This is a genomic window from Streptomyces canus 299MFChir4.1, from assembly GCF_000383615.1.
In the GTDB taxonomy this organism is placed as follows: Bacteria; Actinomycetota; Actinomycetes; order Streptomycetales; family Streptomycetaceae; genus Streptomyces; species Streptomyces canus_C.
Window position 1 is genome coordinate 1 of sequence record NZ_KB911676.1, and the last position, 6,280, is coordinate 6,280.

Below are 6,280 nucleotides of genomic sequence, written 5' to 3' on the forward strand. Positions count from 1 at the left end.
CCTCCCGCCCACCGAGGGTCCAGGCAGGCCAGGCCGATCGCGTTGAACCGGTGGATCACATCGCGCACGGTGTCCTCGTCGGCCTGCACCAGCTGTGCGATCACCGGCACCCGGTTCCCGCCGGCCGAGGCCAGCAGCATCATCGCGCGCCGGTAGCGCACCGAGCTGGTGCTACCGCGGCGCACGATCTGCTGCAGCTTCTGCCCCTCCTGGTCGGTCAGTCTGCGCACACGGACAGGCTCGGCCACCGCGCCTCCAGCGGTCGGTTGGGACGTCACCGCACATCCAACCGTCATGACCGCCAACCCGGCGAACCTATGCGGTCAGAGCACTAGCGGCAACGCCGAGGCGCTGACCTGGAACATCACCGACACCCTGAGTGAAGACGGTCCGGTGGACGTCCGTGCGGTGTTCACGGACGGATCCACCACGGACGCTTCCCCAGCGACCACCATCACGGTGGACCGCAACGCGGGTGAGGCACCCAGTGAGGATGTCGGCCCGGGCAGTGTGAACACCCTGACCGGTGACTTCAGCCTGTCGGCCACCGACGCCTCGGCCTTCGACCTGACAGCCACACGGTCCTTCTCCTCGCGCCGCCCCACCAACGGGGCCAATCAGGAAGGGCAGGCCGCGATCTTCGGGCCGCAGTGGACGGCTGGCACGGTCGCTGAGATCTCCGACAGCGACTGGACCTATGTGCGCAAGACCTCGGCCACCTCGGTGGCGGCCGTGGACGTGGACGGCGACGAGACCGGTTTCACCGCCACCAGCAACGGCGGCTGGAAGCCAGAAGCCGGTTCCGAGGACCTAACTCTGACCGGTAGCCTGACCGGCTCCTTCACGCTGAAGGACACCGAGGGCACCACCTCGGTGTTCAGCAAGGTCGACTCCACCGCCACCACGTGGCAGCTGGCCACCACGCTCCTGCCCACGGACCAGTCCACCACCACCGTGATCTCGCAGAAGATCACGGTGGACGGCAAGACGCTCGCCCGGCCCACGTACGTGATCGCGCCGTCCTCGGCGGTCTCCGCCGCCACCTGCGCGGCCACGCCGTCGACCAAGGGCTGCCGGATCCTGGAGTACCAGTACGCCTCCACGACCACGGCCACCAGCACCGCGCTGGGCAACGTGGCCGGGCAGGTGACGAGTATCCGCCTGTGGGCCACCGACCCGGGAGCCTCGGCCGCGACGGCCACCGTCATCTCGCAGTACGCCTACGACAGCACGGGTCGCCTGCGCGAGCAGTGGGACCCACGGATCTCCCCGGCGCTGAAGACGGCCTACACCTATGACAGCGCCGGTCGCGTCATCACGCTCACCCCGCCGGGCGAGCTGCCGTGGACGTTCGAGTACGGCAAGGCCGGATCCAACGCGGTGGCCGGGGACGGCATGCTGCTGTCCGCGTCCCGCCCGACGCTGAAGGCGGGCAGCAAGGACGAGCGGGACGGCGGCAAGGCGACCACCTCCGTCGTCTACGACGTGCCGCTGTCCGGTGACAAGGCGCCCAATCAGGTCGCGCCCGGCGATGCCGCCACGTGGGGTCAGACGGACGCGCCGACGGACGCCACCGCGGTGTTCCCGGCCGACCAGGTTCCTTCCTCGCACACCGGCAGTGACCTGGCCGGGACCGGCTACGACAAGGCGAGCATCACCTACACCAATGCATCCGGGCGTGAGGTCAACACCGGCCTGCCTGGCCGGCACCTGACCGTCAAGCAGTACGACCGGTTCGGCAACACCACCTTCGAGCTGACCGCCACTAACCGCGAACTGGCACTGGGTAGCGCGGACTACCAGGTCAACACCCAGAGCGAACTCGGCATCCTGTCTGACTCCACCGCCGAGCGCGCCCGCCAACTGGGCACCGTCACGGTCTACTCGACCGACGGCAAACGCCAATTGGAGGAGTTCGAGCCGCTGCACCTGATCACCCTCACCAAGGCCCTCACTGGCGACACGGACAGTCCCGACCTTGCGGCCGGAGTCCAGGTCGCGGCGCGTGAGCACACCGTCAACACCTACGACGAGGGCCGACCCACCGACGGCACCGCCACGGTGACCGACCAGGTCACCACCACCAAGGTGGGCGCCTCGATCGACGGTTACCCAACGGACGGTGACGTGCGCACCACGGCCACCGCCTACGACTGGGTCAAGGGCCTGCCCACCAGCGTGACGACCGACCCCAGCGGCCTAAAGCTGACCAAGACCACCAGCTACGACGCCCAGGGCCGAGTTACGAGGACCACGCTGCCCAAGTCAACCGGCGACGACGCCGGAGCGACGGTGACCCACTACTGGTCCGCCACCGGCACCGGCGATTGTGCCGGCCGCCCGGAGTGGGCCGACCTGGAGTGCTCCGTTGGCCCGGCCGGCGCGATCACCGGGGGCGGTTCCAACCCCAGCGAACTGCCGGTGAAGACCACCGAGTACGACCGCTGGGGCAACCCCGCGAAGGTCACCGAGGCCGCCAACGGCGTCACCCGCACCACAACGAACACCTATGACGCGGCCGGCCGTCTGAAGCAGACGGCGGTCACGGGCGGAGTCGGCACCGCGGTACCGACGCAGACCACCACCTACGACTCGGCCAGCGGCGCTGTGGCGACCGTCTCCAACGGCACCGCCACCATCACCCACACCACCGACCAGCTCGGCCGGGAAATCGCCTATGACGATGGCGCGGGCAACATCACCCGCACCGAGTACGACAACCGCGACCGCAGGATCCGGGTCACGGACTCGGCCCCGTCAACCGTCACGTACGACTACGACAACCCGGCCGGCCTGCCCACCCGTATCCATGACTCGGTGATGGGCACCATCGGCGACGTCACCGGCTCCTACGACTCCGACGGCCGCCTGTACAAGGAGGTGCTGCCGTGGAACATGGACGTTGAGTTCGACCTCGACCCCACCGGCAGCGAGACCTCGCGCTACTGGCACTACGAGTCCGGCTGGACCGTCCAGGGTGAATCCACCAGCGAATCCATCCACGGCCAGACTGTCTCCCGCACCACCTACACCGGAGGCGGCGCCTACCAGGAGTACACCTACGACGCGGCAGGCCGCCTGACCAAGGTCGACGACTCCCAGGCGGGGGTCACCACGCACCGCGCGTACGGCTTCGACGACAACACCAACCGCAAATCTCTGGCCACCACGATCGACGACGTCGACGGAGGCGCCCCCACCACCAGCACCGTCAACTCCACCTATGACAGCGCCGACCGGCTGATCGCCACCGGCACCGTCTACGACGCCTTCGGCCGCACCACCACACAGGCCAACGGCGCCCAGAACGCCTACTACACCAACGACCTCGTCCGCCAAATCACCGCCAACTCCAAGCGCACGACCTGGAGCCTGGACGCCAGCGGTCGCCTCGCCTCCTGGGGCACCGAGGAGCAGGCGGAGGACGGCACCTGGGGAACAGCCACCACCACAACCAACCACTACGGCGTCGACGGCGACAGCCCCGACTGGACTGCGACAAGCAATGGCATCAGCCGCAGCCTCGAAGACTTGGCCGGCAACCTGATCGCCACCACCAGCGCGACCGGTAACGTCGTCCTGCAGCTGTCCAACCTGCACGGCGACATCGCCACCCAGCTGCCTCTCGTAGACAGCACCACCCCGGTGGTCAATTCTTACGACGAGTACGGCAACCTGTTGCCCGGCACCGACCCCGCCCGCTACGGCTGGCTCGGCGGCAAGCAACGCTCCACCGAAACCCCCAGCGGCGCCGCCCTCATGGGCGTCCGCCTCTACGATCCCACTACCGGACGGTTCCTCTCCGTCGACCCCGTCCCGGGCGGCAACGCCAACGCCTACGATTACGTCAACGGCGACCCGCTGAACCGCTACGACCTCGACGGCAAGTGGGGCTGGTTCAAGAAGAAGTGGAAGAGACTCAAGAGGAGCCGGTTCGGAAGATGGGTCGGCCGGAACCGCAATGAAATCATCGGAGTGGGCTTCAGCGTGGGTTGCAGCTTCCTCTCAGGAGGTTTCGCAACGGCCGCTTGCGTCGTCGGTGGCTCCGCGATTGCTGGGGCGGCTTCGTATCACTTCTCCACACCGCGCCGGAAGAGGCACATAGGTGGGTACTGGGCGGCGACGTGGCGGCCTGTGGCATGGGGTGTCGCAGGGCATTACGCAGGGAAGGTCGGAGGTGCCTGGCGCCGTTGGCGGGCAGACCGAATACTTCCTCGATGGAGGTAAGAGTGGCGGAATCACCTGATATGAACCCTTCGGGGAGTCGCAATCGCTCTAATCAGGCAACGCGTGTCACCCGCGCGTACCGGAAGATCGACCGACTCCTGGGAGGCGATGAGCCACCCACCAGAACACAGGAGTTCGCCGCGAGGCGTCCCGCATTCATTGGCTTGTGTGCGGGTCTCGTCACGCTCGCAGCCTGCCTCCTGCTGTCCCTTGGCGGGGACGATAGCGGCGCTACCAGCGTCGCCTACTCTCTGCTCTTCGGGGCACTCATGGGAGGGCTCTTCACCGCCGTCTGTTTCGCCGAAAGGAAGCGCCAAGCACGGCTGAACAGAACGGAATGATCGCTAGCAGCGTCAACCACCACGGAAGTCACTGCCAGTCGCACACCTACCCCGACGTGATGACGAAGTCTGAGAAGTCTTGAACTTAGCCGCACTTCTTGTCGCGTATCGATGGTGCGAAGGTGGCTTGACAGTTAGCCCGTGGACTGCCTGGCGCCTCGCAGGATTCCCTGCGAGGCGCCAGGTTCTTCTATGCGGAGCTAATTTCAGGCTGCACCATCCGGAGGGAGCCCACAGGCTATCAATCCCACCGATGGTAAAGGTATACCAAGTTGACGCAAAGAGTGACCGGTGAAGCTGGACAACGAAAGCGCTTACGCTAAACTTAAGAAATCGCTTGACTCCTGCATTTTCGGCAGCGTTGGGGAATGACTGGACATCAAGCGGCATTCAGTCCCCGCACAGGCCCTTCCAGGAGCAGATCGATGTGTCGGCGTCGCCGTGACCAGCCCACCAAGCCCCTGATACCAGCCAGCCCAGAAGCGATTGCAATCACGATCCGAGAAGTGGTCAATCTCGTAGAGATTTTCGAGCACGCCCATGCCTGTATTGCCAAGCTGAGCGAGGCAGACAAAGAAACTCTCGCCAAAGCTAGCGGATTCAGCCTGATACCGACACTTTACGCACGGGCCGGATTTGCCTCAATTCATAACCGGCACATAGTTCCCCTTCTTGCCGATGAGATCGGCCTTCTTGAGGCCGCCGTGATCAACCTGGAGTCATACCAGGGCAATGAGGTCGCCCTGTACGCCGGCTATCAATTGTTGGATGATTTCGCGGATCGCAGCAGGAACTGCTACCCGTTGCGCCAAGTACACGGAATCCTGGCCTTCACGGGTGAGGTGGAGGATACAGCCAGCGGTTCAGCAGCACCTTCTCTGGCATGATGGCGAAGCCCAGGTGCGCGCACTTGCTGAATGAGCGCGTGGAGTTATTACTGCCGGCCTCGCTGAGCCACCCATTGCCCAATGCTGGCCTTGGAGTGACACCGTCAAACTCCCTTGATTCAAGGCTCGGGTCAGCTCCCGGTTGGCGGCCCGGGCGGCCAACCGGGCAATCGTGGCAGTGGTGGAATGCCGTGTATGAATCGAGGGACATCTACACACGCCGCTTTCTCTCCAGACTGGAGGCACCCGGATGAAGCGCTGTACCAACGGCGTCATTTTCTTTCCTGTGGACGTGGTACATGCGGCCATGGTGCGGATGCGGTCGGTGATCAGGGGCTGCTGAGGCAACAGCAGCCCAAGCAAGGCAGCCGGACTGCGACGAGTCCGCAGAACACCCGATTAAGACCGTCGCGCCCCATCGCAAGCAGTCGATAAAAGACCAGGTCAACGCCCCACAGGAACCATCCCCGCAGGTCACCGACCCGGCCCATTACTAGTGCCGCATCAAGCAACGTTCGCCCCGTGGTGATGTGTCGCCCGGTTGCTGCGCTGGGCAACATTGGACGGCGAGAATGCTCGCGTGGCTGAACGAGTACGGATTCGGGAGATCGATGATGACGAGGGCAGGAGGTTGCTGCGGATCATCCGCAGAGGCACCGGTTCCGTGGTGACCTGGCGGCGGGCCCAGATGGTGCTGTTATCGGCGCAGGGCATGCCCGTGGCGAAGATCGCCGAGGTGACGTTCACCAGTCCGGACCGGATCCGGGACGTGATCCACAACTTCAACACCGACGGCTTCGACTCGCTCTACCCGAAGTACAAAGG

4 protein-coding genes are annotated in these 6,280 nt (G+C 65.2%); 3 read left to right on the plus strand and 1 reads right to left on the minus strand.

Annotation, left to right across the window (positions count from 1 at the left end):
- A partial coding sequence (locus H293_RS54210) for a helix-turn-helix domain-containing protein (protein ID WP_020118451.1) occupies positions 1-248 on the minus strand: 248 nt, incomplete at its 3' end.
- A 46-nt stretch (positions 249-294) separates the two neighbouring features.
- Here H293_RS54210 and H293_RS52410 point away from each other — a divergent pair.
- The 3 genes from H293_RS52410 to H293_RS0148505 form a co-directional block, all read left to right on the plus strand.
- Entirely contained in the window at positions 295-4,227 is a 3,933-nt protein-coding gene (locus tag H293_RS52410) for an RHS repeat-associated core domain-containing protein (protein ID WP_020124962.1), read from the plus strand.
- 847 nt (positions 4,228-5,074) lie between these two features.
- Complete coding sequence (locus H293_RS59015) at positions 5,075-5,455, plus strand: hypothetical protein (RefSeq protein ID WP_158694609.1); 381 nt, start codon at positions 5,075-5,077, stop codon at positions 5,453-5,455.
- Positions 5,456-6,035: 580 nt separating this feature from the next.
- Positions 6,036-6,280 (plus strand): helix-turn-helix domain-containing protein (locus H293_RS0148505; RefSeq protein ID WP_028808060.1); only part of this gene is annotated, 245 nt, incomplete at its 3' end.